Origin of the sequence: Clostridioides sp. ZZV15-6388 (assembly GCF_020657755.1) — a bacterium.
Classification (GTDB): domain Bacteria; phylum Bacillota; class Clostridia; order Peptostreptococcales; family Peptostreptococcaceae; genus Clostridioides.
Genome location: NZ_JAGWCU010000001.1, coordinates 350480 through 376175, shown reverse-complemented (window position 1 = coordinate 376175; position 25696 = coordinate 350480). Strand labels below are relative to the sequence as shown.

23 protein-coding genes and 2 other annotated features are annotated in these 25696 nt (G+C 27.0%); of the genes, 3 read left to right on the top strand and 20 right to left on the bottom strand.

What is annotated here, in order from left to right; all coding sequences use genetic code 11:
• Position 1 precedes the first annotated feature (1 nt).
• From KGF48_RS01720 to KGF48_RS01665, 12 genes are all read right to left on the bottom strand, one after another.
• Complete coding sequence (locus KGF48_RS01720; protein ID WP_227840294.1) at positions 2-1096, bottom strand: ROK family protein; 1095 nt, start codon at positions 1094-1096, stop codon at positions 2-4.
• A gap of 702 nt (positions 1097-1798) precedes the next feature.
• The gene (locus KGF48_RS01715; protein ID WP_227840295.1) at positions 1799-2161 is read right to left on the bottom strand and encodes a VOC family protein; all 363 of its coding nucleotides are present in this window, start codon (positions 2159-2161) and stop codon (positions 1799-1801) included.
• A 173-nt stretch (positions 2162-2334) separates the two neighbouring features.
• Positions 2335-3600: a histidinol dehydrogenase gene (hisD, locus tag KGF48_RS01710; RefSeq protein ID WP_227840296.1), complete on the bottom strand. Its 1266-nt coding sequence runs from the start codon at positions 3598-3600 to the stop codon at positions 2335-2337.
• 224 nt (positions 3601-3824) lie between these two features.
• Entirely contained in the window at positions 3825-4373 is a 549-nt protein-coding gene (locus tag KGF48_RS01705) for a hypothetical protein (protein ID WP_227867685.1), read from the bottom strand.
• Between the two features lie 113 nt (positions 4374-4486).
• The gene (locus KGF48_RS01700; protein WP_227433002.1) at positions 4487-5704 is read right to left on the bottom strand and encodes a homoserine dehydrogenase; all 1218 of its coding nucleotides are present in this window, start codon (positions 5702-5704) and stop codon (positions 4487-4489) included.
• 84 nt (positions 5705-5788) lie between these two features.
• Positions 5789-6027: a binding site (T-box leader), on the bottom strand.
• A gap of 69 nt (positions 6028-6096) precedes the next feature.
• Positions 6097-6337: a binding site (T-box leader), on the bottom strand.
• 81 nt (positions 6338-6418) lie between these two features.
• Entirely contained in the window at positions 6419-8275 is a 1857-nt protein-coding gene (locus tag KGF48_RS01695; RefSeq protein ID WP_227840298.1) for an ATP-binding protein, read from the bottom strand.
• A 127-nt stretch (positions 8276-8402) separates the two neighbouring features.
• Positions 8403-9338, bottom strand: coding sequence for a sugar-binding transcriptional regulator (locus tag KGF48_RS01690; RefSeq protein ID WP_227827437.1), 936 nt, complete (start codon positions 9336-9338; stop codon positions 8403-8405).
• A 116-nt stretch (positions 9339-9454) separates the two neighbouring features.
• Entirely contained in the window at positions 9455-9766 is a 312-nt protein-coding gene (locus KGF48_RS01685) for a hypothetical protein (protein ID WP_227840299.1), read from the bottom strand.
• Positions 9767-9815: 49 nt separating this feature from the next.
• Complete coding sequence (lsrF, locus tag KGF48_RS01680; protein WP_227840300.1) at positions 9816-10700, bottom strand: 3-hydroxy-5-phosphonooxypentane-2,4-dione thiolase; 885 nt, start codon at positions 10698-10700, stop codon at positions 9816-9818.
• Between the two features lie 23 nt (positions 10701-10723).
• Positions 10724-11725 (bottom strand): dihydroxyacetone kinase subunit DhaK, encoded by a 1002-nt coding sequence (locus KGF48_RS01675; RefSeq protein WP_227827434.1) that lies wholly within the window; start codon positions 11723-11725, stop codon positions 10724-10726.
• Positions 11726-11780: 55 nt separating this feature from the next.
• Entirely contained in the window at positions 11781-12401 is a 621-nt protein-coding gene (dhaL, locus tag KGF48_RS01670) for a dihydroxyacetone kinase subunit DhaL (protein ID WP_227827433.1), read from the bottom strand.
• A gap of 129 nt (positions 12402-12530) precedes the next feature.
• A complete protein-coding gene (locus KGF48_RS01665; RefSeq protein ID WP_227827432.1) occupies positions 12531-13370 on the bottom strand; it encodes a YihY/virulence factor BrkB family protein in 840 nt (279 codons plus the stop codon).
• A gap of 632 nt (positions 13371-14002) precedes the next feature.
• On the opposite strand from KGF48_RS01665, the gene KGF48_RS01660 reads away from it, so the two are divergent.
• Positions 14003-14197 (top strand): DNA-directed RNA polymerase, encoded by a 195-nt coding sequence (locus tag KGF48_RS01660; RefSeq protein WP_227827431.1) that lies wholly within the window; start codon positions 14003-14005, stop codon positions 14195-14197.
• A 135-nt stretch (positions 14198-14332) separates the two neighbouring features.
• Here KGF48_RS01660 and KGF48_RS01655 read toward each other — a convergent pair whose 3' ends face one another.
• The gene (locus tag KGF48_RS01655) at positions 14333-14761 is read right to left on the bottom strand and encodes an HTH domain-containing protein (RefSeq protein WP_227827430.1); all 429 of its coding nucleotides are present in this window, start codon (positions 14759-14761) and stop codon (positions 14333-14335) included.
• 255 nt (positions 14762-15016) lie between these two features.
• On the opposite strand from KGF48_RS01655, the gene KGF48_RS01650 reads away from it, so the two are divergent.
• Together KGF48_RS01650 and KGF48_RS01645 are read left to right on the top strand one after the other, a co-directional pair.
• A complete protein-coding gene (locus tag KGF48_RS01650; protein WP_227840303.1) occupies positions 15017-15199 on the top strand; it encodes a hypothetical protein in 183 nt (60 codons plus the stop codon).
• Between the two features lie 90 nt (positions 15200-15289).
• Positions 15290-16264 (top strand): type II CAAX endopeptidase family protein, encoded by a 975-nt coding sequence (locus KGF48_RS01645; RefSeq protein ID WP_227867684.1) that lies wholly within the window; start codon positions 15290-15292, stop codon positions 16262-16264.
• Between the two features lie 279 nt (positions 16265-16543).
• Here KGF48_RS01645 and KGF48_RS01640 read toward each other — a convergent pair whose 3' ends face one another.
• From KGF48_RS01640 to KGF48_RS01610, 7 genes are all read right to left on the bottom strand, one after another.
• On the bottom strand, positions 16544-18241 hold the full coding sequence (locus KGF48_RS01640; RefSeq protein WP_227867683.1) for a phospho-sugar mutase: 1698 nt from the start codon (positions 18239-18241) through the stop codon (positions 16544-16546).
• A gap of 62 nt (positions 18242-18303) precedes the next feature.
• Complete coding sequence (locus tag KGF48_RS01635; protein ID WP_227840609.1) at positions 18304-18894, bottom strand: SGNH/GDSL hydrolase family protein; 591 nt, start codon at positions 18892-18894, stop codon at positions 18304-18306.
• Between the two features lie 111 nt (positions 18895-19005).
• A complete protein-coding gene (locus KGF48_RS01630) occupies positions 19006-19803 on the bottom strand; it encodes a 3D domain-containing protein (RefSeq protein WP_227827425.1) in 798 nt (265 codons plus the stop codon).
• A 304-nt stretch (positions 19804-20107) separates the two neighbouring features.
• Complete coding sequence (locus tag KGF48_RS01625; RefSeq protein ID WP_227840608.1) at positions 20108-21319, bottom strand: helix-turn-helix transcriptional regulator; 1212 nt, start codon at positions 21317-21319, stop codon at positions 20108-20110.
• A gap of 162 nt (positions 21320-21481) precedes the next feature.
• Positions 21482-23560 carry an FtsX-like permease family protein gene (locus tag KGF48_RS01620; RefSeq protein WP_227867682.1) on the bottom strand — a complete coding sequence of 693 codons (2079 nt, stop codon included), beginning with the start codon at positions 23558-23560 and terminating at the stop codon, positions 21482-21484.
• Positions 23550-24317, bottom strand: coding sequence for an ABC transporter ATP-binding protein (locus KGF48_RS01615; protein ID WP_227840606.1), 768 nt, complete (start codon positions 24315-24317; stop codon positions 23550-23552). The genes KGF48_RS01620 and KGF48_RS01615 overlap by 11 nt, the downstream gene beginning before the upstream one ends.
• A 306-nt stretch (positions 24318-24623) precedes the next feature.
• Positions 24624-25559 (bottom strand): alpha/beta hydrolase, encoded by a 936-nt coding sequence (locus KGF48_RS01610; protein ID WP_227840605.1) that lies wholly within the window; start codon positions 25557-25559, stop codon positions 24624-24626.
• Positions 25560-25696: the final 137 nt, after the last annotated feature.

The window sequence follows — 25696 nt, the reverse complement described above, 5'->3', positions numbered from 1 at the left end:
ATTAATATCCTCCTTTTTTATTAGATAAGGAATATTGGTAGTCAGTTTCTTTTAAACACATACTAATTACTCCATTTATACTTCCTTCTCTCAATGACTCCACTTTTATTAGCCTAGGGAAATTTTCTCCTCCAACACTCTTATTTACATCTTCTTCTATAAATTCCATGTCATTTTTAGTTAATATATTGCATTGTATAATCATAGCTTCTGGATTTAAAACACATACAAGAGTCCTTACAAAATTTGATATTATTGATAAGATTTCTTTTTTAAATTTATTATCTTTACTCTCTAAATATCTTTTTCTTAAACTCATAATATAATCTTCAATATTTAAGTTATTGTAGTTATATTTACTAAACTCTATATTTAGATAACTTAGTTCTCCAGCAAAATTTGTAGAACCTAAATATAGTTCACCATTTATAACTATACCTGAGCCAATACCATCCTCTAAATACATAAGTGCCATATTTTTATATTCGTCTTTGTACTGTTTTTGATAAATTCCAATAGTGGTAATATTTGTATCATTTTCTATAAATACTTTAGTATTATATTTACTCTTTATTAAATTTTCTAAATCTATACCTTCCCAACTTTTTATTGTTGGTATGTTTTTGACTACACCTTTTTTTACAACTCCTGGAACACCAATTCCAATCGCTCTTATATTGTTTCCTCTTACTTTTTCAATCAAAGTATCTATAACAAAAAAAGTATCATTGTTAACGTTTTCATACGTATCCATTCTTATATTGAACTCTTCTTGATAAGTTATTTCACCTAATAAATTTGCAACTACTCCTATACAGCTGTTTCTATAATAATATAAGGCTATTATATGTTCTAAGTCTGCATTTATTTCAAATAGTTGAGCTCTTCTTCCTCCAGTAGATTCACTTAATCCACTTACTTTAAGTTCATTTTTCAAAGCTAATTGTTCTACAATTTTATTAACTGTTGCTAAACTCAATTCAGTAATACTTGAAATTTCTGGCTTTGTTATGGGTCCATCATTTTTTATAATATTTTTTATTAAGTCTTCATTTACTTTTTTTATCGTTTGTGGTTTTCCAACTATATTTTTCATAAACAACACCTTACTTTATAAACTTTATTTATTAAGTTTAGTATAATAGTTACAGGTTAAATTTGTCAATATTATTCCAATAAAAAAGAAATAAATTTAAAATAGATTTCTTCTAAATTTATTTCTTTTAAATTCTCAACTATCTACAAACAATTTTTTCTAAAATTTTATTTTTTATTTCTTTAAGCCGAAAAAACAACTTAAAAGTATTTTTCCTGTTTTATAAGATGCCCTGCAAAGTCGCATGGAATAAGGATTTTTCCATAACGTCTAAAATTGGGCTATTTCTCTTTATGTCATGTTTGAAAACAGCTGGGCACCATTTAGGAGGCACCACAAGCCTTTGTTCGGCTAGCTTTTAAGCTCTCTAATGTTCCGCAATCAGCCTCAACAACAAAGTAAACGATTTTCTTTTCAGTTGGTAGCGATAGCATGGTGATGGCCCATAATGGTGCGTAGCCGCTCCACTTGCGGAGGTTTTGCAGAAGAGAAAAGCATTCCTTGCTGGTGGATTGGAGGCTGGCCTCCAACAAGCGGATTTTCTCAATTTGGGTAAGATACAAATTGAGAAAATCGTATGAGTTTGTACACTCATACCCTGCTTGCCACTATTGTAATCCCCTTTATTAGCTACTGCGCATTATACCAATAAGGCGAACTGCGCAAAATGCTCATAATCGCCCTATAAACAGAAACCATCTATCACACAAACTCAACTATCACTATCTCATTTCCGTCAATATCGCCTAAGCGAACCTCGTAAGTTCCCCAATCATATCTAATGGCTTCAGACAGCGGAATCCCTTTTTCCTTCAAACATTCCATTGTTAAATCAAGAGTTTTTGTTTGAAATACAAAGGATTGATGCCCAGTCGGCTGTACATTACATTTTTTACAGTCCCATATACAAAGAGTGGGTGCGTTTTCTATAAAGCCAAGATAAACCCCATTTGAATTGTCATCATCGGTTTTAATAAAGGGTATTTCTAATATTTGCCTATAAAACTCAATAAGTTCTTTCGCTTGCTCAGAAAAAATATTTGTGCAGTAGTATCCTGTTAGCATCTTCTCACCTCCCAATAATCATTTTTCACCCAATCACAAAATATAAATAATCTTCTTCTGTTCGCCTTATCCACCAAAGGCGAAAAAGCATATGTTTCTTTGATTGCCTGCTGGAGAAATAACTATTTTTTATTCCAGTATATATTTTTTATAGCAATTAAAACTATCTTTATCTACTTCTTAAATCTAACTTCTGCTGCCTTTGCATGTGCATATAATCCCTCTTCTTTTGCTAACTTTTCTGCAACAGGAGCTAATATTTTTATAGCTTTTTCATTTAATATTTGTTTTGTACAAGTTTTTATAAAAGTACCGACCCAAACACCACCAGTATATCTTGATGCTTTTAATGTTGGTAGTGTATGATTTGTACCTGAAACATAATCACCAAATACCTCAGCAGACAAGTTACCAATAAATAGTGAACCATAGTTAGTTAATCTACCACAAATATCATCATACTCATTTACTGCAACTTCTAAATGTTCTGGTGCATAAAAATTACTTATTTTAATGGCTTCCTCCATATCATCAACTAGAATTATCTCTCCATTATTTTTCCAGGAACTATATGCTATATCCTTCGTTGGTAAATCTTTTAGCATAGTTTCTATATTTTTTTCAACCTCTTGTGCTATTTCTAAACTATCAGTTAATAATATACCTCTTGCATTCAAATCATGCTCACATTGTGCCAACAAGTCAGCTGCAATATAAACTGGATTTGAAGTTTCATCAGCTATTATAAGAACTTCACTTGGACCAGCTACAAAATCAATTCCAACTTGCCCATAACATTGTCTTTTAGCTTCTGTTACAAACTTATTTCCTGGTCCTACGATTATATCAACAGGTTTAATCTTTTCTGTACCATATGTAAATGCTGCTATAGCTTGAACTCCTCCAGTTGCATATATTTCATCAGCTCCTGCTATATCCATAGCTACTAATGTTTTAGGATTTATATTTTTAGTGCTTTTCATCGTTGGTGAACAAGCTACTATTCTTTTTACTCCTGCAATTTTTGCAGGTATTATAAGCATAAGAGCTGTTGAAAATAAAGGATATTGGCCACCTGGAACATATGCAAGGCATGATTCTATAGGAATATTAGTTTGACCTAAAATAACGCCTGGATAGATTTCTTTTTCAAAAGAATTTTCGAAACTAGCCTTTTGGGCTTTTGCAAATTCTCTTATATTTTTAGCAGCAATTTTTAAATTTTTTATAAATTCATCATCTACATGTTTATAGGCTTCTTTTATTTCTTCTTCAGTAATTCTGAATTCATCTCTTGTGTTTTTATCAAACATTTCATTATATTTTTTCAAAGCAGTCTCTTTATTATTTCTTATATCTTCTATTATAGAACTTACTTGTTCTCTTAGTATTTTTTCATCTACCTTTTCTTTTATATTTGATTTTTTTATACTCTTCATCTTTTTCCTCCTAGTTTTATAATGTTATCATTCTAGCAATAAATAAAAACTCCCACCCTCTATCAATAACTAGAGGATAGGAGTTTAATCATATTGTACTCACATCACTGACTGAGCACTATTTGTCTAATAACTATACTTATATTTCCGTTAATCTTTCTGAATTTTCTCTTTATTATACATAATATGATATATTTTAACTATTAATTTGTCAATGAAATTTTTTATCTTCTACAGCAATTGCAATTACATCTATCACATTTGCATCTGTCACAATTACACTTATGACATTTACATCTATCACAATTATGGTTATTATTGTTGTTTCCATTTCTTCTAGCTTCACATTCCATACCTTCGTCAAAGAATCTTCTAGACTCTTCTAGAGATTCTATACCTTGATAATTATAAGCTGAATATTCATTCCAAGATCTTTCTGCTTTGTCCCACATTTTTCTAGCTTCACATTCATATTCTCTTGCTTCTCTTCCTCTTTCTTCAGCTTCACAGAATGCTTCTCTTGCTTCTCTTTCTCTTTTTTCAGCTTCTCTTCTAAATCTGTCACAATCTCTGTTTCTGTTTCTGTCTCTGTCACAATCTCTATTTCTATTTCTATCTCTATCACAATCTCTGTCTCTATCACAGTCACAGTCTCTGTCTCTGTCACAGTCTCTATTTCTATCTCTATCCCATGAATTATTCTCATCTTGGAACCATCTTGATGTAGAATAACTTCTTCTATACCAATCTCCTGAACATCTATTATTTCCCATATAGCATATCTCCTTTTAATTTTAATTTTTTATGAGATGTTTTGTTTCATCTCATAGTATATAGTATTAAAATTTTCAAAATATGTTACATAGAAACCTATATTCTTTTCTTTTTAGCTTATTTTCAACATTTTATTCATTTTTTCACAATATCCTTTATCTTTTATTAGACATAAACTGTTATTTATTTCATACTCAGAGTCAGCATAAACCATAATAGCAAGCTCATCATCATCATTTAAAATATCATAATTTACTAAGCAATTCCCAACTATATTCAATATTTCATCTTTATTACATTTTTTAAATCTAAGAAGTGCTCCACACTTTTCTCTAACTATTTTATTTACTTGTATTCTATCTTTAGTAAAAGAGTCTATACTAGAAACTCTATTATCTATTATATCAATAACATCTGAGTAAACTGCACTTCCTGTTGCTAGACTTCCAGCTCCCTTACCTACAAAAGAAACTTCTCCTACTGAATCTCCATTTACTATGACAGCATTAAACTCATTGTCTATTCTAGCAAGTATGTTATCTTTTTCCACTAGAACAGGTCTAACAAATGCACTTACTTTGTCATTTTCATATTTGCTTTGACCAATTAATTTTATCTTACAATTTAATTTTTTTGCATATTCTATGTCTTTTTCATCTATATCTGTAATTCCTTCTAAATATACATCTTTCCAGTATACTCTATTATCATAAGCTAGAGTTGACAATATTGATAGTTTTCTAGCAGCATCATATCCTAAGACATCTGACTCTGGGTTTGCTTCAGCAAAACCTAATTCTTGAGCTTGTTTTAATGCCATATCATAAGACAAATCTTCATCATACATTTTAGATAATATAAAGTTAGTAGTTCCATTCAAAATAGCATTTATGCTATCTATATTATTTCCTTCTAATGATTCTATTATAGGCTTTAATACTGGTATACCTCCAGCAACCGAAGCTTCAAATTTAATACTTACTTTATTTTCACTAGCTAATTTTGCAAGCTCATCTCCACATTCAGCTAATAAATCTTTATTTGCTGTAACAACATGAATTTTATTATTTAATGCTTTTTTGATATAAGATAGTGTTGGTTCTAAACCACCCATAACTTCAACTAATATATCTATATCTTTCTCAAATATGTCATCTATATTATTAGTTATTATATTAGAGTATTTTTTTTCTTTATGTTTTTCTAAATTATTAACTAAAATTCCAACTATTTCTATATTTCTTTTCTCTTTATTATTATCTATTATATCTATAAGTCCACTTCCTACAGTTCCATATCCTAGTACTCCAATTTTCACTTTATTTTGCATTTTATTTTCCTCCTAAATTTATAATTTTCCGATTTTTTTTAATTTTCAATCTTTTATTGTAATAAAAATAGACCCATCCCTATATAAAGGGACGAGTCTATGCTCGCGGTTCCACCCAATTTGATTTTTGTCAATTATTGACAAAATCCACTTTGTACTTTAACGCAGTTAACGGTTAATCTTACTAAAACTCTTTTTAGAGTAACTTCAGATAACAGCTCCTAGGTAGTTTTCAATCCCTCTAATTTAAAAAGTCTTTCAGCCGATGGACTTTTCTCTCTGATAATCGAATTAGATTTACTCTTCCTATTCATCGCTTTTATAATTTTTTATAATTCCTTTTTATACTTTCAAATAATATTTTAAATAACAAAAAACTCCCATCCTTATAACATAAGGACGAGAGTATAATTCCCGCGGTTCCACCTAATTTAGTTTTCATTTTTTATGAAAACCCACTTTAAACTTTAACGTAGTTAACGACTATTCTTACTAAAATCTATTAATATAGATAACTTCAGAAAGTAGCTCCTAGGTAGTTTTCAATCTCTCTAATTTAAAAAGTCTTTCAGCCAGCGGACTTTTCTCTCTGATAATCGAATTAGATTTACTCTTCCTATTCATCGCTTTTTTATTTATTATATTGTAATTCATTTTAAACCCTTACAAATAAATTGTCAATAGTTTTTTTAAATTTTATTTTTTATACTTAATTTATAAATCCGAAAATTCTATTTCTAATTTCTTACTTAGCTCACTACTGATTTCTCTTTTATAATTGCATTTTTCACTATTATTTTTGCTTCTAACTGGCAACGAGACAATAAATTCACTTCCAACACCAAGTTGACTCTTTAAAGATATACTGCCATCATGCAATTCAACTAAAGATTTCACTAGTGAAAGCCCAATTCCACTGCCCTTAACTCTATAAGAAAGTTCATTGTCAATTTGTTCAAACCTATTAAATATTTTATCTATTTTTTCTTTTGGTATACCTATTCCACTGTCAGATATTTTCATTTCAAACATATTATCTTTCACATATAAGAATATATTTATTTTCCCATTTTTTTTATTGTACTTAATTCCATTAGAAAGTAAATTCAATATTATTCTTTCCAATTTTTCTGAATCAAATAACATTGAAAATTCCTCTATTTCTGTGTCAAATGTAAGTTGTATATTATTTTGACTTGCAAAATCGGCTACAGACATACATATATCTTCCACAAATGATATTATATCAGACTCTTTTGGCCTAAAATCTAAGTATCCCGACTGCATTTTTGTAAAGTCTAGAACATTATTTACTAATCTCAATATTCTATTTCCATTTTGTTTTACTATACCTAGATTTCTTTTTAGAGTATCATTTGATTCTATTAAGTCTGCCTCTTTCTTTTCTATTACTTGTAATGAAGATGATATTAAATTTATAGGAGTTCTAAGTTCATGAGATAGATTTGCAAAAAACTCCATTCTATTTTTATCCATCTCTTCTTCTAATTTTTTTCTTCTACTTATATCCCTTGCTGTACCAATTATTCCAATGACACTACCATAACTATCAAAATACGGTCTTTTTGTAATCTCAATACACTTGTTTTCGTTATGTATAATCATATTTGATTCAAATGTAACAATCTTTTTATTTTCAACTACATCCTTATCACTTTTACATATCTTGTCTATTAGAGATTCTTCTGTTGATATTTTATGACTATTCTTACCTAGTAATTCTTCTTTATTCATACAGGCTAGATTCAAAAATCCTGAATTAAACCCAATATAATTTCCATATACATCTTTATAAAACATATTCTCTGGTATTGAGTGTTCAATCATTTTCATTAAGTTTTTTGAATCATAGTTTTTATTATTATATCCACTGTATATTACATTATCTATTATTCCTATAGTTCCTAAAAGTTCGTTTTCATCATATAAGAAATATTTTTCAACCATAAAAAATGTTTCTTCGTACTCAAATAATTTTTGTAAAAATCTTTTTTTACTAGATATTCCTTCTAAATAGTCATCCCTAAATAATTTTCCAGTTCGTTCTCCCCATACTTCTATATCATTTTTTCCAAATATATCTTTTGTAGTTTTAATTTTGTTATTTAATATTGATATTAAATTTTCACTACAATCTATATATATTCCTTCTTCATCTTTAACATAAGCTAGTTTTTCTTTTTTATCAAATGAATCGATTATCTGTCTATAATCGAATACAATTTTACTAAAATACAAAACTATGTACGTATCTCCAACTATTTGTTTTCTTATATTTATCCAATTTTTAAGTGCTGGAATATATCTTTTTATACAATCTACATTATCTGAGAACAACTCTTTGGAATATTTTTTTGCTCTAAATATAGGTAATACATCTAATATATTTTTATCACAAATTCCCTCTTCCAGTTTCAATACTTGACTCATACCTTTACTTATATATTCCACTCTATATTCTATATCTTCATGTTCTCTTATAATCTTACAGTATAAAAAAGGCACAGGTATATTTTTTATAAAATTCACATATTTATTATGGATTTCCATATCCTAACCACTACCTCTCAATGTTATTTATAATAATACTTCTTAAGTAATTATATGACATTTTTCTATTAATTATAACATATTTTATAACAAATATTTGTGAATAAATTTAATTTTATGTAATTTATTATTTGTTTATAATTATTTGTGTCGCTTTTTTTTCATCAGTAATGATATGTGTTATGTATCCAGTCTTCAATGCACCTGTTATTGAATCTATACTAGAATCTGAACATATAGCTATTACTTTTTTTGCCTTTTTTAATTTTTCAAGAGGTATTTGTATGACATAATCACTATCACTTTTAATTATTTCTCCATCTTTATTAAAATAATAAGATAAAAAGGAACCTATTGCTTTCTCTTTTGTAAGCTTCTTTCCAAATCTAATCGCAGTAGCTTGGTCTGGAACCTGAGGATAATTATCAACAGATAAAATTATTGTATCTATATTATCCCATTTTTTCTCCATACTTTGATAATTTTCAGTTTTCAAATAGATATTTCGTTCTTCACTACTAGTTGGAAATGCAGGCGCATATAAAAATACAGGACTAAATCCTGTACTATTTGAAAATACAGATATTAATTCATTAGGGTGATATCCTTTGTTTGGTATGTTAGCCATTCCAACCAATGGATATACTTCTCCTTTAAAAGTACAAGTATCCTCACTCTTTTGTATTTCTTCTATTATATTACCTATAGTATATCCCCATCCTATACCGACATTACTAACCTTAGGTAATTCTTCTTTTATATATTTTATTCCATGACTTAGTATAGTTTGTTGAGTTATATATTCGGTTTTAGCTTCTGGTACTATTAGTCCACCCCTAATGTTAAATATCTCTTTCACCTGATTCATCAGCAAATCATTACTAGAAAATAGTTCCCTAATCTCTATCTTTACTATTCCAATTTCTTTTGCTCTATTTAACATTTTACTTATTAATGGTCTTGACACGCCTAAAACTTTTGCAATCTCTGCTTGAGTTTTATTATCTTCATAATACATTTTTGATACTTCTACTAATTTCAACATTTCGTTTTCAATAGTCATATTTTCATCCTTTCAAAGCTGATTTTAAGATAAAATTATCTCATTAGATAAAATTTGTCAAGTTGTATAAAAAATTTAAAAAGCCCAGAAAAATTCTGGACTTTTTAGCTTAAATATTAACATTCTTGCATTAATTCAATTATAAAACCACCATTAATTATAAACGCACATTTTAAGTTATCTCCTACTTTAAAAGGTTCTACAATTACTTCATTCTCATTTAGATATTTGTCCATGTTTTTTACTTTATATGCAACATGAGGATTTTTTTGCATTATTTCTGGAAGTGGGCTTCCCTCAACAAATCTTAAATATTCATATTTGAAATCTGTGTATTTGGGGTCTGTTATATACACCTTCAATTCTTCATTAAACTCTTCATGCTCTTGTGGCTTATCTGTTATCACACCTATATGTACAAATTCCATAAATTCCCCTCCAATTATATTGAAATCTATATATTAAACTTGATTTATACTACTTATATTCTTCTTTTAATTCTTCAAATAACTTGTATGCTTGTTCTGGAGTATTATTTTCATGAACTACAGCCTTTATTGCCTTTATCATAGCTTTTGGGTTTTCTGATTGGAATACATTTCTTCCCATATCAACTCCTGCTGCTCCTTCATTTATAGCTCTATAAGCCATTTCTAACGCTTCTTTTTCTGGAACTTTTTTCCCTCCTGCTATGACTATTGGCACTGGACAAGCAGATGTTATTTTCTCAAAATCCTCACAATAATAAGTCTTTACTATACTTGCTCCAAATTCTGCTAACATCCTAGTGGCTAATAGAAAATATTTCGCAGTTCTTTCCATCTCCTTACCTACTGCAACGACACCCAAAACTGGTATTGAATATCTATTTCCCATATCTATTGTTTTGACTAAATTTTCTATAGCCTTACATTCACCTTCAGCCCCCATAAATGTCTGTATAGCTAAGCATGATGCATTCATTCTTATCGCATCTTCTATATCAACTCCTATAACTTCCCTGCTCATATCCTCTCTAAGTACGGAGCTCCCAGCTGAACATCTAAGTGCTATAGCTTTATCTTGAGTGGGATTTATACACGTTCTTAAAGCCCCTCTTGTAGCCATAAGACAATCTGCATCTTCTATAAGGTCAGGGATTGAAAGGTCTAATCTTTCCAATCCTTGAGTAGGACCCATTATATATCCATGGTCAAAAGCTAACATCAATGATTTTCCTGTTTTAGGATTAAATATCTTTGATAATCTATTTTTCATTCCCCAATCTACATTGTCCATTCCTTTTAAATAAAAACTCTGTTGAGGTGGTTTTATCCCTATTCCATAATCTTTTGGTAATATTATTCCATCTTTATCTGCCATTTTTTATCTCCCTTTAATTTAGTCTAATTTTTTTTAAAGTAAGGTGTATTGCATGGTGAATTGAAATATCTCAATAATTCATCATCCATTCTAGCTATAAATAGTTGGAATCCAGCTGTTTCTTGAGTAGTCAAAAGTTCTCCAACACAATTTGAAACTATTTCTATATTTTTTTCTTGTAATATTTTATGACACTTTCTATAAACTATTAACATTTCCATTAAAGTAGTAGCTCCTGAACCATTAACTACTAACATTACTTTTTCACCATCTTTGATATCCAAATCCTTTATTAAAGCCTGTGTCATTATTTCAGCAGTTTCATCAGCAGACTTCATTTCCATACGTCCACCTCCACCTTCTCCATGTTGCCCCATTCCTATTTCCATTTCATTTTCTCCAAGTTCAGAAATTACCATACCTGTAGATGGATGAGTTGCTCCTTTACATGCAACAGCTATAGTTGCCATATTATCAGCAAATTTTTGTGCTATTTCTGCAACTTCATCTAAAGATTTTCCTTCTTTAGCAGCCCCTGCAGCTATTTTATATAAAGGTATACATCCGACCAATCCTCTTCTATCATCACTATTTTCTCTTGGTGCATTTGCTATATCTTCTTGAGTAACAACTTTTCTAACATTTAATCCTTCTTTTTTAACTTGTTTCATAACAAGGTTTCCTGTCAACATATCTCCAGCATGATTAAGAACTACAAATAATACACCTTTCCCTTTGTCTGCCATCTTTATAGCCTCTAAACAAGAATTTGGTCCTGGAGCGGCAAATACATCTCCGACTACAGCTATATCAACCATTCCATCCCCAACAAATCCACTTAAAGCTGGTTCATGACCTGCTCCTCCTAAAGTAACTATTGTTACTCTGTCTTCTTCTTCCAACTTTTTGTTTATTACTAAATTTGAATCTGTAACTCTTAGTAAATCCGAATTTGAAAGTTCTAAACCTTCTAAAACTTCTCTAGCTAAATCTTCTGGTTGGTTAATAAATTTTTTCATTGACATGATAAATTCCCCCTATTAAATTTGTTATATTGATTAATTGCTTTGTTAATCTTTTTTATAATGCACTATATAAACCTTTAAACATTAATGATATAGAAACAGCACCTGGGTCCATATGCCCTAAACTTCTTTCTCCTATACTTTTTGCTCGTCCAAATTTTGCTATGTAAGTTTTAGTGTTTTCTGCGCCTTCTACTGCTTTCTCATAACTCACTTTAAAAACATCTTTTATGTTGTCACTTTCAGTATTATACATAGCATCTATTGCTGGGTATAATGCATCTACTAGTGTTTTTTGACCTACTTTAGCAGTAGAAATAAGAGATAAATTTTCTCTTGCTTCAATAAACATCTCTTTTACTTCTTCTATTTTAAGTTCTTTTTTATCTTCTATCCCTTCAGCCATTCCCTCAAATATAGTTCCCCATAAAGGACCTGCTGATCCCCCATTTACATTCATACATAAAGTACTCAAATCTTCATTAATTGATTTTATACTATCATCATCATGTTCTTCTAAAGCTCTTTTTCTCATACAATCCGCTATTCTATCTATAGTAACTCCATGGTCACCATCTCCAACTATACCATCTAGTTCACATAAATATATCTTATTTTCTTTTAATATTTCTGCTGCACTTATTAGCATTTTTCTCCATGTAGCTGTTGACAACATTGAATCATCTCCTTAGCAATATCTTAACTCAATATTATCATATGTAATAACAAATGTAAATTATTTTTAGAAAACGTTTTTACAAAATTTACATTTGCAATATTAAATACCAATTTTTATTTTAATATTTTACTTTAATATTTCATTTCTTATCTTTCTAAAATACAATCTTGAATTTAATTCATAGCCTACAACAATAACCCAACTACTAAAATATATCCATGTCATAAGTACAATTATTTCAGCTATACTTCCATATATTACTTCATAGTTAGCATAATAATTTGTATAATAAGAATAGAAAAATGATACTACAAACCAAGCAAATGTAGCAAAAATAGCACCTGGAGCAGATTCTTTCATAGTCAAACTCTTATTAGGTGTATACTTATATAAAAATGTAAATATTACTATTATTGTTGCAATACCTACAGTGTATCTTAGAATATCCCATATTTTTATGAATATCTCATCTAATCCTATAAAGTTAAAAATAAAGTAACCTATCTTCTCTCCATAAACCAAAAATATCATAGATAAAAAAATCAATACCAAAAGCATAATTGTAAATAAAAATGATATAGATAAAATTTTAAAAAAAGACCTAGTTTCTTTAACCTTATAAGCTCTATTCATTCCTTTAATAAGTGCTTTTACTGCTCTTGAAGATGTCCACATAGTAAGTACAAAACTGACAGCTAAAAAATTTAAACTTCTATTGTCTATTGCAGAAACTATAATTGAAGATAATACATCAAAAGCACTCTCTGGCATCATATTTCTAAATAAGGCTATATATTTATTTAAATGAAGAACTGGTATATATGCTATAGAACTTATTGTAAATATCAAAAAAGGAAATATAGACAACATTAAGAAAAAAGATACTTCTGCTGATTTTGAACTTAATTCACTGTAATTAGATTTTGCAACTATATACTCAATTAATTTTTTATCTATCCCAAACATAAATATCCCCTTTTCTCTAATATTAATTTCATTATACAATATTAATTATACTCAGATTCATGCCATAATATAATTATTTAAACAAAAATAACATAAATAAAAACTGAAAATAATAATTCTACTAACATTTTAATTTTCTAGGCAACGAAAGTAAAATTATAATCTTGAATTAAATAGATATTATTAGGTTATAATTATGATTATATACAAGCTTCTAGTGGTATTAATTTAAAAAGATGAAATTAGAGATGTATTTTCTAATTGAATTGACAACATAAAAGAGTTTTTAGCAACAACAAATAAAAATATTAAACAAACTAGTATTATCAGGGTGACTTTTAATTTTATTATCTTTTCTTCTTAAACAATTATTGATTATGTAAAATTATATCAAATCAATATTAATCTTATGTTTATAATTTAAGAAATATATAATAAATGTTAAATATTTATGGTTATAATGTTTATCTTTCGAATAAAATACATTATAATTAAAAGTAAAGTTACAAATTTGCTATAATTTTAACAAATTAATTTTCAGAATTATACAAATTTTACATTAATTGTTAATACAAAATCTATTTAAATAATATTTTTATACTCAAAAATAAATAAAGTGGAGGTCTTAAAATATGAGTAACTTTATAGTATGTAGTTATTGTGGAGAAAAGATGGATAAGTCTAAAAATAAGTATATAACTTACTCTGAAAAAGATAGTTGTAATGAAATAAATATTTGTACTAATTGTGCTTTAGATTTGTTTGAAAAAACTAATGAAAAATCAAAGATTAAATATGCAAAAGCTTTAACAAAACAAATAGGATAAAAACACAATATAAATTGGATAAATAAGAAAAGCACCTTTTAATTATAGGTGCTTTTTCTATGTATAGATAACCTATGTATAGATAACATCATAAGATATTTAGGTAGATTAATACAGATATTTATACTTATCTCTTTATATTTCCGTATTTTTAAATATTAAACTCAGATTCATAGCAGTAGCACATATACTATATTTTACTTCTGTTGGCAAGTAATCTACTCCATTCATAAAATCTACAACATATTGTTCTTCAACATGTGCAACTTTAGCTATAAATTCAACATTAAGTTCATATGTATCGATTAGTAAACTTAAAATACCTCTAATCCTAGAATCTGAATCAACATCTATAGTATATTCGAGTTGCAAAACAAAATTTATCCATTTTGCCCATAAATCTAAATCTGCTGTAAATTCTTTTTCATATTTTTTATAATTTCTTAATTTTTCTGATTCTATTTTAATCAAATTTGATAAAATATTTTCATTTATGTAATATTCATCAATTAATTTATTAAGTAAAGGCTCTATGTAATTACTATCTATCTTTTTTACTTCCATATAAATTAAACTCTTATAAATAAAATTATTAAATGTATTTTTATTGTATCACACTTATATAGTTTTAAGTATAATAAAGCAATTCTAAAACCTTGAAATATAAACTTTTTTATTTCTTTATTTTTCATTGTAATATTTTAGTAACTCTTTATTCTTATTCTCTTGCTATACTTTGATTAAGAAAGTTAAATATAATTTACTGATTATTTTATGAAAAACATTTTGAAATATTAATATTTACGAGGAGGAAATACAATGAATAAAAGAGCAAAACAAGCATTTCTTCAAACAATCCCAAACTTAATAATTGTATTATTAGCAGTCATATTTACATTTTATACTAATACATTTGACCTTGATTTAAAAGTATTACTTTTATTACCTATAGTATATATTGCTTTATTTTTATATTATTATAGAAAAACTAAGAGAGATTAATAGTAGGTCTGAAAAATAAATCTATTTTTAAAACAAATGTCTTTAAAGTTTACATACTAAAAAAATATACTGTAAAGGAGGTTACTTTTATTGAATTCACAAGAAAAATTTATAAACTTATTAAATCCAATATATATTGAAGATGAAGTAAAAAGAAAGAAAATCCAAATTATAATATTTTTTTCTATAACTTTTGGACTTACTTATTTACTAGGTTTACTATTGTATTTTATGAAGTTTATTAAACCAGAAAATTTTGCATCATTCATGATGATTTTACCATTATCCTCAGTTGCCATTTCAAAATTTTACACTGAAGGGAAAACTAACGATAAGTATAAGTTTTATTCACTAATAATACTGTTTTTTCTTGCTTATTTTTTGTTATTTATTATTGAATCATTAAATTTAATAAATAATGATAAGTTAGAAATAATGAATCTTATATTAATTTTTTTAAGTAGTTTATGTGTTATTACTTATTCTTTTAAATCAAAAGATTTATATCTTCTAAAAAATTTTAAAATAAGTACTTTATTAATTGTTTACTTTATATTTTCTCAAATCATATTTGGATTGATGATAAGTAAAAACCAACTTAACTATAATGGAATTTTATATTATATGCTTACTCCCTTAACATCATTAACATATATTTATCATTTTTTATGTGAAGAATATGGTTGGAGATATTATCTACAAAATCTCTTTTTTGATAAATTTTCTAAAAAAACAGGTGTCATAATGGTAGGTATTTGTTGGAGTTTATGGCATTTACCTCTACAATTTACATTATATAGCCCACAAGCTCCAATAATTGGAAGTACAGTACATTTGATATATGGAATTGGACTTTCTATATTTTTAGGTTATGTTTACATGAAAACTAAAAATATATGGGTTTGTTCTATAATTCATGTTTTAGTTAATAGCTTATCTCTTATAGTTCTTTACAGCGACGCTGAAACAATTTCTAGCTATTATAATATTGTAGAACGCCTAATATTTATATCTTTATTTTATATCCCGTTTCTGTTTACAAAAGAGTACAAACAAAATATATAAAAATTAATATCAATATATCTTATGACAATAATCTCATATTATTTAATTATCAAAAATATACGGTTGTATAGAATTTAATAAATCATTCATTACAAATATAACAAAAAAATATCAAAACAAATAATTAAAATAATAATTTTAGTAAAATACTTTTTAAATAAAAAACTGACTGTCAGTTAAATGTCAGTCAGTTTTTTATAATGCTTTTATTTAAATACAAATAAAATTGCATCTTTTAATACTCATTTATTATTATTCTATGTAGCAATTTAGTCTGTTTTATTTTAATTTTGATACCATAATATCTATATATTCTTTTAAACCTCTAAGCTTTTCCTCTGCTTCAACATCACTAGTTCCTTTTACAGCTATATAAAATTTCAGCTTTGGTTCTGTTCCTGATGGTCTTATAGCTACCCAAGACTCATCTTCCAAGAAATATTTTAAAACATCAGACTTAGGAAGATTATCTACACCATTTTTATAGTCTTTTTTATCAATTACCTTTATATTATTTATACAATCAATTTGATTTTCTCTAAAATAAGATATTATCTCTTTTATTTTTTCCACACCTTCTATACCTTTTAAAGTTAAAGATATAGTCTGTTCTTTAAAGAATCCATATTTCTTATACAGTTCTATTAAGCCTTCATATAAGCTCATACCTTTTGAATAGTAAAATGCTGCCATTTCAGATATTAATAATGATGAAACAACACCATCTTTATCTCTTGCATGAGTTCCAACTAAATAACCATAACTTTCTTCATATCCAAATACATAATTTCTATCTTTATTTTCTTCAAATAATTTTATTTTTTCACCAATAAATTTAAAACCTGTAAGAACATTTAGTACATCAACATTATTTTCTTTTGCTATATCTGCTCCAAATTCTGATGTAACTATAGTTTTTATCATTGTAGGATTTTCTTTTAATTTGTTATTTTCTTTTAAGCCTTCTATTATATAGTGTGTCAACATTCCACCAATTTGATTTCCTGTAAGTAATACATATTCACCTGTAGTAGTTCTTACAGCTACACCTACTCTATCACAATCTGGGTCAGTTGCTATTACAAGGTCTGCTCCTTTTTCTTTTGCAAGTAATATTCCTCTATTTAAAGCTTTTTTCTCTTCTGGATTTGGGTAATCAAGCCCTGCAAAATTTGGGTCTGGATTTTCTTCTTCTGGAACCACTAATATGTTTTCAAATCCTACTTCTTTTAATGCTCTTCTTATTGGAATATTGCCAGTTCCACAAAGAGGTGTATAAACTATTTTAAAATTTTTACCTACGCTTTTTACTAAATCTTTTCTTATAACTTGACTTTTTACAGCTTCTATAAATTCAGTATCCTGTGTTTCGTCCAATAAGACTACTAAATTTTTATTAGCTTCACTTAAAGTTGGTATTATACTATAATCATGTATGTTATTTACTTTTTCTGTTATTGCATTTGCAATATCTGGCATAACTTGTGCCCCATCTTCCCAGTATACTTTGTATCCATTGTATTCAGGTGGATTATGGCTAGCTGTTATAACTATCCCTGCTATTGCATTTAAATTTCTAACAGCAAAAGACAATTCTGGAGTAGTTCTTAAACTATCAAATATATATGCCTTTATACCACACGCTGCTAATGTATTTGCAGATTCTATACAAAATTCTCTAGATTTATGTCTATTATCATGAGCTATTACTACACCCCTATTTTTTTCTTCCTCTGTAGTATTTTCTAGTATATAGTTTGCCAATCCAAAAGTAGCTCTTCTAACTGTGTACTTGTTGATTCTATTAGTTCCTGCTTCAATTACACCTCTAAGACCAGCAGTTCCAAATTCTAAATCCTTATAAAATCTATCTTCTATCTCTTTTTCATTATCTTTTATTTTATCTAATTCTAGTTTTGTATCTTCATCAAAATATGAACTCTTTACCCATTCTTCATAAGTTTTAGTATAATCCATAATAAAATCCTCCCTATTTTATCCATTTATTATAATTTCATAGATAAATCTTTTTTATACAATCATGACTCTTCTATATACTTATTAATTGACTTAATAAAAATATTTGCAATTATTCTATGACCTTCCTTAGTTGGATGTAATCCATCAAAATATAATTTTTTATATCCTTCCTTTTCCATACTTTTATTATATTCAGAATAAAAATCTACAAAATCAGTATTAAATGTCACACTAAATTTTTTTATCCAATAATTGTATGACTCTAACTTTTTTGATACTGTATTAAAATCCGTAAATCTACTCCAATCTTCCCTAACATTTGGAATATCTGGTTTAAGTGGTATACCTATTATTGGTATAATATTTTTAGCATATGCTTGATGCACTATAGCCATTATATTAGAATTAATAACTTCATTTCCTGCTCCAGCAATAAAATCATTAGTACCACCCATTATAAAAACTATATCGGGAGAATTCTGTAAAACATCTTCATTAAATCTAACTAACATACCACTTGTTGTATCACCATTTATACCCTTATTTATTATTTCTAATCTAGTCTCTTGACTCACAATGTTTGTCCATGAATTACTTCGTGATACACCAAATCCATATGTTAAACTGTCTCCTAAGCAGACTATTTTCATCTTATCCCCCCCTTAGCTATATTTTTTCTGTTTCAAGAATAGTCTAACAGTTTAATTAATTCATATTTTATACTTTTTTTCCTTCTAAGTAAAGTTATTATATTCACTAAATTAATATACATATATATCTAAACTCTGTCTTCCCCAATTAGATGCTTTTCCTTCACTATTCATAAATATATCTATTCTGTTACCTTTAATTGCACCTCCACAGTCTTCTGCAACAAATGTCATACCTAATCTAGGTATATATACTTTTGTTCCATATGGTATTATATTTGGGTCAACTGCAATTACTCCCCATCTTGGCGTTGTACCAGTAGATGTTATAGTATCTCCTGCATATGCAGTAGCAACCACTCTCATATGTTTTCTTCCTCTTGTATTTGCTCCTCTTGATGCAATTAAGACTTTTTCTTTAGTTCCATTTTTTATAATTTTTGCAGTTGGTTCTTTAGAAATTACTTCTTTTGATAAGACTTTTTTGACTAGTTCCCCATCATGGTAAGTTAAATTATAGACTAGTTTTTTCTCTCCCTCTATTCCCTCCTGATAGACTTTAGATTTTCCTTTTACTAAATTGCTATCATTCACATGTTTTGTGTCAAATGGTATTTTTTCAAATTCTTCTTTTTGATTTTTAGTTACTTTAACAACCTTAATTTTCATATTATCCTTTAATTCTGTATTCAAACTTGGATTAATTTTATCTTCAGAATTGTATTTCACTCCCTGTTCATCCAAAAGTTCTTCAACTGTCTTTTTAAATGAAGATACTTTTTGTTCTTGGCCTTTAACAGTTAGACTTATCTCTTCTTTATTTAATATAGAATATATGCTTACTAAACTCATTAAAATTGATACACTTAATAAAGATGATATTATTATTTTCTTTTCTCTTTTTTCCATAATATTTCCCCTTTCATGTTCAAATTTTAAATTAACTTATTTATTACAGTTTTAATCCTATATTATATATGTATATTATAACTTTCTAAATTTATGTAACTTTTTTGTAACTTCTAAATTTGTTTTATTCATAATTTTTTTATATTCTACGGTTAATGACTTATTTCATACAAATTAAATTTCTATGTTTGATAACTTATTTTATAAAATAAAAAGCTAGAAATAAGATATTTACTTTATTAAGTATCCTACTTTCTAGCTTTTTATTTTATAATTTTAGGTTGTCACACTAAATATTTATTCATTATTTATCTTTTAACATTTTCTCCAATTCTGAAACACTTTCAATTATAGATTCAAAAATTGGTTCTTCTCTTAATTCATTAAAACTATTATCATTAAACATGATGAGTAAATTAGTATATACATTAAAAGTATATGAATTTTTAGATTTTACTTTATCAAAAAACGTCATTTGACTTGTATCTGAACTTTCATGTAGAGGATATTTTTCTAATATTTCTTTTAGACCATATAAAGCTTCTTTAGCTTCTTCTTTCATATTAAAAAATAAGAGATTTAAAGATAGCTCTATGTAGTCCATGTATATTCCAAAAAAAGCTCCCCTATTTTCACTAAATTTCTTCTTTATTTCTAAAGATACATTTGCATATCCTAATGATTTATTTTTTATATATTCCATTTCTTTCTCTGCTGTTTTTTTGTCATAACTTCCATCATCTAACTCTTTTTTTAATTCTTTATATTTATTTTTACATACATTAATTAATCCTTTACAATCCAGAGTTGTATTAAATACATCGCTAAATAATTTATTTTGAAGTAATGTTTCTGCTTCATCTAATCTATTTTGACTTAAATATATCATAGCTAAATTAACACTTGTGTCTCCTATTGGTTTATGTATCATATTTAAATATAACTCTGCCTTTTCGTAATCATCTAACATATAATATGCATTTGATAAAATAATAAGTGCTGTTTCTTTAATCTGAATATCATCTGTATTTCTCACTATATCTTCAAGAATATTTGTTGTTTCTTTAATTTTATTATTGAATTTATCTTTACCAAATTTATATGAGTACATTTGATATAGCGAACTTATTTTTAACTTTAGCAGATAACTTTGAGGATATTTCTCCATATACATATTAGCAAGTCTTTCTACAGATTCTAAATCTTCTTTAAATTCTTCTAGCGGTTCTTCTGTTGATAAATCAATTTCTACTTTAGCAAGAATTGCTTCTAGTTCTTTATAAACTTTCATTGCTTCTTCTTCACTTAAATCTACTTTATAGTTTAAAAGTTTGTCAACAGATACATTAAAAAAATCTGCTAATACTGGCAATAATTCTATATCTGGATAAGAATTTCCACTTTCCCATTTAGATACTGCTGGTGTTGACACTCCTATAAACTTTGATAATTGTTCTTGTGTTAAACTTTTTTCTTTTCTCAGTGTTTGTATGACTTCACCTATTTTAATTCGCATATATACCTCCTTAATGTATATCTCTTAATTTAAGTATATTAAAAAAGCATTTATTAGTAAATTGAGGTAAAGTTAACAAAAGACTTATAATTTAACTATTGGTTAAATTATAAGTCTTTTGTTAACCTAAAGTAGGTAAATCTATTCAAAAACTTAATTTATTTACATGCTTTCATTTATTATATTTAAACTTTCAAAGAAACTTGAGATAAAATAGATTCCATATATGATTAGGACAATACTCATTGTTAATAACATATTTGTGATAACTCCCATTCCTGCCATAATTGGTACTACGATAAATAACACTTTTGATATAAATAGAGCATTTATAATAGCTAACACTAAAGGAGTTACAAATAATATAAATACTTGTGCAAATATAGCTTTCTTCATATCTTTTTTATTTACACCAAGCTTTCTTAATAATTTAAATCTTTCTTTATTGACTGTTGATTCCATAAGTTGTTGTAGTGCTAATATTGCACCTGCTGATACTAGAAGTATAACACCTATATATATTGCTACAAAGGAAAATGCAGTATTTAAAGCTTTTTTTTCTCCATCTATAACTGATTTATAGTCAATACTATAGTCATCAGAATTATTAACTTTACTTTGGAATTTATAGTATGCTTCCATAAATTTATTTTCTAGACTATTACTTTTTTCTTTATAATTAATATTTAATGTAATCATAGTAGGATTTAAGTTTTTTACTACAATATCAGGCACAATTAAAGTACCATTATCTAATGGAACTACATTTGTATTATAAGAATTAGTATATAGATTTGTCTGGTTTAAATTAAGCTTTACTCCATTTACTGTAATATGTTTTGATTGACTATTAATATATTTTTCATAAAATGCTCTGTAGTCTTCTACAGCACAGCTTATTGCAAATTCATTTTTATTTAATTTTATTTCTTCTAATCCACTTTGTTTTCTGGTAGCATTATAATCACTAAGTGAAACAATAGCAAGTTTATTATTTTTCAATTCAGTTGTTTTTTCACTCTCATCAATTGCAAAATCATACTGACTTATATCTTTTAAAGAATATATCCTTAAATCACTTGTACTAGATGAAAATGAAGATAGAGGTAATTTATTTGTTATTAAAGTATCTTTAAGTGAAGGTATTTCACTGTTTATATTACTTTTTTCTGTACTGTATTCAACAATATTATCTCCATCCATAAAAAGTCTAGATAATGTTACATCATAAGGAGTTGCTTCTTGTAAATCAGTTATTAAGTATTTACCAAATGATATACCAAAAGGTATCACTATCATGGAAGAAAATAATAGCAAACAAATTACAGTGATAGACATACTCATTGTCTTAATACGACTACTTATTTGACTTATTACAAATGGATTTAAATTTTTATAATATACACGTCTATGCTTCTTTATTTTTATCATTATAAAATCAGATACTGACATAAAAAAGAAATAAGTACCTACTAACATAAGAATTATACATATCCCTAATATAAATGTAGATGGTTTTACTTTTAATGGTAATATATATGATGTCACAATTAACACAATAGAGAAAAAGAATAATATTAAGTTAGATTTTTTCCCTCTAGCAATAGAAACCTCATTCTTTTTATTTGCATTTAATAGGTCTATTAACTTATATTTGTTTATTGTTTTCTTATTAAATTTATTAACCAATAATAATACAATTCCAAAAAATACTACCGTTTTGACAGTTGTAAATATTGAGAAAGAAAATCCTGATGATGATACCCCTAACATTTTCAAAGCAACTATACTGAGTCCTTTTGAAATAAATACTCCAAACATGATGCCTGTTATTAAAGCAAATATACCTATTATCACTGTTTCCTTAAACATTAATTTATTTATATCTCTTTTATCCATTCCAAGAATCGTATATATACCAAACTCTTTTTTACGCTTTTTCATTAAGAAATTATTGGCATATACAATTAAAAAGCCAAATATCATACATACTACAATTGAAAAAACACCCACAATGCCTCTAACTAATCCAATACTTGAACTCAGTAAAGCATTGCCACCAAGTATTGCTATATCATTGTCTAGAGAATTAAAAGTATATAAAATAGTAACTCCAAATGTAAGAGTTATAAAGTAAATCAGATAATTTTTCATACTCTTTTTTACATTATTTAGAGCTAATTTTTTAAATGCGCCACTTGATACTCTAGAGACATAGTCATTATTTTTATTAAAAAACATCTTTATCATCACCTCCAAGAAGTGATATTATTTTTATTATCCTATCAAAAAATTCTTGTCTTGTATTATTACCACGAACCAACTCATTGAATATCTTTCCATCTTTTATAAATAATATCCTTTTACAATAACTAGCTGTAAAAGCATCATGCGTAACCATTAATATTGTAGCTTTCAATTCTTCATTTAAAACTTCAAGATTCTCTAAAAACATTTTTGCTGACTTGGAATCCAAAGCACCTGTAGGCTCGTCCGCTAATATTAGTGATGGATTTGTTATTATAGCTCTTGCACATGCTATTCTTTGCTTTTGTCCACCAGACATTTCATATGGGTATTTATTAAGAATTTCATAAACCCCTAATCTATTTGCTATATTTTTTATTTTAGTATCTATTTTTTTTGGGTTAATTCCATTGATAGCCAAAGCCAAAGCTATATTATCATGTGCTGTAAGTGTATCTAATAAGTTAAAATCTTGAAATATAAACCCTAATTCTTCTCTACGAAATTTAGATAATTCATCTTCACCCATAGTAGTTATCTCTTGATTTCCTATATAAATACTACCTTCTGTTGCTTTATCTATGGTAGAAATACAATTCAGTAAAGTAGTCTTACCACTTCCAGAAGCTCCCATAATACCAATATACTCTCCACTTTCAACTTCAAAGCTAATGTTATCAAGAGCTTTTGTAGTATTCCCTCTACTTTTATAGTATTTTTTTATATTTTCTACACTTAATATTTTATTCATATCTACTACCTCCGTTAAACTCTGTTTTATTTCTTAAAAAAATTAAATATTTTTTATTCTTTTTATAGATTAACTTAATTTTCTTAAGAAAATATAGCTTTAAAACAAAAGATTTTCTTAAGATTTCGATATACTCATTACTTTAAAGTAAGAAAATAAAAGAGAGTATTTCATTTATGATAAAAAATCATTTTGAGATACTCTCTTTTTTGTTCTTTATATGCAAAAACTAGCTCATTCAAATAGCTATATAAAACTGAGTCTAATACTAATATTTTATTTATATATCATTCATATATTACTGCACTACAAAATTCCTATTTTTTCATTTAACCAACAAATAACATCTTCAAAAACTTCCTCTTTATTTATCTCATTTAATAATTCATGTCTTCCATCTTTATAGAGTTTACATGTTACATCTTTTACTCCTAGATTTATATATCTATCTCTAAGTCTCAAGACACCCTTACCATTTTTACCTATGGGGTCTTTATCTCCAGATATTATGTAAATAGGAATATCAAGTGGTATCTTTTTTAAGTTTTCTTTATCCTCTATTTCTTTTAATCCTTGTACTAAATCGTAAAAAAAGCCACAAGTACATACAACCCCACAAAATGGGTCATTTATATATTTTTCAACTTGTTCTTTATCTCTACTTAACCAATCAAATTTAGTATTTTTATTTCTTCTTATGCTTTCTCCTCCAAATATTAAATCATTTATTTTATTGCTTCGAGAATTTCTTCCATGCTTTTTAATCTCATGATTAATTATTAGGTTAGCAAAATTTAGAATAATACCTTGTTGTCCATTTGAACCACATAATATAAGACCAGATAAATTATCACTGTAATCCATTATGTATCTTTGGCTAGCAAATGACCCCATACTATGTCCAAACAAATAAATTGGCAAATCTTTATTTTCCTTTTTTATAATACTTGTTAAAGTATTCATATCTTCTACAAGACATCTAAAACCTTCTTCTTCAGCTAGATGCCCAACATTCTCTACTGTCTTTGCAGTTTTTCCATGTCCTCTATGGTCATTTATATACACTATATATCCATTTTTAGTAAGCTCTTTAGCAAAAACTTCATACCTTTGTGCAGTTTCTGCCATTCCATGGGCAATTTGTACAATTGCCTTTGGGTCTTCTATACTTTCATCTTCCCATTTATATGTATATATATCTAAATCTTCTTTTCCTTTGAAAGTAAAATTTGTACACTTCATAGTTACTCCTCCAGCCTGAATTTATTCAACATATTAACTTATATACTATATTACTACAATTTTCAAGTCAAAAATGTTCTATATGAGTTTCTTACTTATTAATTATTAGTATAAATTGCTATACAAGTGTTTCTCTA